This is a genomic window from Micrococcus lylae NBRC 15355 (assembly GCF_001570885.1).
Taxonomy (GTDB): Bacteria; Actinomycetota; Actinomycetes; order Actinomycetales; family Micrococcaceae; genus Micrococcus; species Micrococcus lylae.
Genome location: NZ_BCSN01000101.1, coordinates 1 through 1,628 on the forward strand (window position 1 = coordinate 1; position 1,628 = coordinate 1,628).

Genomic DNA, 1,628 nt, shown 5'->3' on the forward strand with positions numbered 1-1,628 from the left:
TGACGCCGTGGACGAGGCCGGCTTAGCTCCATCCCCACTGTGGGCCTGCGCCGACGGGTCCGCTCCACCACTGACACAAGGGAAGGCATCGTGACCTCACCTGCACCCGAGACCGCAGCCCCGCGGGCCTCGACCCTGAAGACCTCACGCGGCGGTGCCGCCGGGGACAAGGTCTTCTCCGGTCTGGCCCTCGCCGCGGGCATCATCATCCTGCTGGTGCTCGCCTTCGTGGCGATCTTCCTCGTCTGGAAGTCGTTGCCGGCCCTGTTCCCGGAGGCGTTCGACAAGGAACTGAAGTCCGCGGACACCTTCTTCCAGTACGTGTGGCCGCTCATGGCGGGCACCCTGATGGCCGCGATGGCCGCCCTGCTGATCGCCACCCCGATCGCCGTGGGCGTCGCGCTGTTCATCTCTCACTACGCACCGCCGAAGATCGCCCAGCCGGTCGGCTACGTCATCGACCTGCTCGCCGCGATCCCCTCGGTGGTCTACGGCGTGTGGGGCTGGCTCACCCTCGCCCCGCTCATGGTGCCGATCTACCGGTGGCTGCACGAGTACCTGGGCTGGCTGCCGATCTTCGGCGGCGACGTCACCACCACCGGTCGCACGCTGATGACCTCCGGTGTGGTCCTGGCGGTCATGATCCTGCCGATCATCACCGCCCTGTGCCGCGAGATCTTCTCCCAGACCCCGAAGCTGCACGAGGAGGCCGCGCTGGGCCTCGGCGCCACCCGCTGGGAGATGATCAAGATGACCGTCTTCCCGTTCGCCCGCGCCGGCATCGTCTCCTCGGTCATGCTCGGCCTGGGCCGTGCGCTCGGTGAGACCATGGCCGTCACCCTGGTCCTGTCCCCGGGCGTGTTCACCTGGTCCATGGTCCAGTCCGGCCGCAACGCCACGATCCCGTCCGAGATCGCACTGAACTTCCCGGAGGCCTTCGGCATCCGTCTCAACGAGCTGATCGCCGCGGGCCTGATGCTGTTCATCATCACCCTGGTGGTGAACATGATCGCCCGCTGGATCGTGAACAAGCACAAGGAATTCTCGGGGGCCAACTGATGAACTCGACTGTGAACCACACTCCGGCCGAGACCGGGGCCGCCCCCGGCGACCGCGAGCCGCGCCGCGGGGAGGAGAAGAAGATCCGCGTGCAGCGGTCCTCGCTGACCTCGGGTCAGAAGCCCTCGTGGACCTGGATGGCCGTCCTGGCCGGAGCCCTGGCGGTCGCCGCCGGGCTGACCTTCCTGCTCACCGGCGGAGGCTTCTCCGTCGGGGGCTTCGCCGTCCTGCTGGGCATCCTCTACGTGGTGGGCATGTACATCGTCGACCACTTCCTCGAGACGAGGCGCCGCGCCACGGACAACCTGTGGCGGAACCTGGTGTGGGGGACCTTCCTCATCGCCCTGGTCCCGCTGGTCTCGGTGATCTGGTCCGTGGTGGCCACCGGCCTGCCGACCCTGGTCACCCAGCCCCATCTGCTGCTGTTCGACATGGCGGGCGTCACCGGTGCGGACGACGCGGCCTACGCCGACGGCGGCTCCCCGGCCGGCGGACTGCCGGGCGGCTTCGTCCACGCTCTGATCGGCACCGTGATGATCACCCTGATCGCCACCGTGATCTCCGTGCCG

At 68.4% G+C, this 1,628-nt stretch carries 1 protein-coding gene and 1 pseudogene; both read left to right on the forward strand.

Annotated features, from left to right (window positions below; genetic code table 11):
• The first annotated feature begins 90 nt into the window (after positions 1–90).
• A complete protein-coding gene (pstC, locus tag MLY01S_RS11830) occupies positions 91–1,059 on the forward strand; it encodes a phosphate ABC transporter permease subunit PstC (RefSeq protein WP_067192430.1) in 969 nt (322 codons plus the stop codon).
• Positions 1,059–1,628 (forward strand): annotated as a pseudogene (locus tag MLY01S_RS11835) (phosphate ABC transporter permease PstA); the annotation flags it as partial. The gene pstC and the pseudogene MLY01S_RS11835, both read left to right, overlap by 1 nt.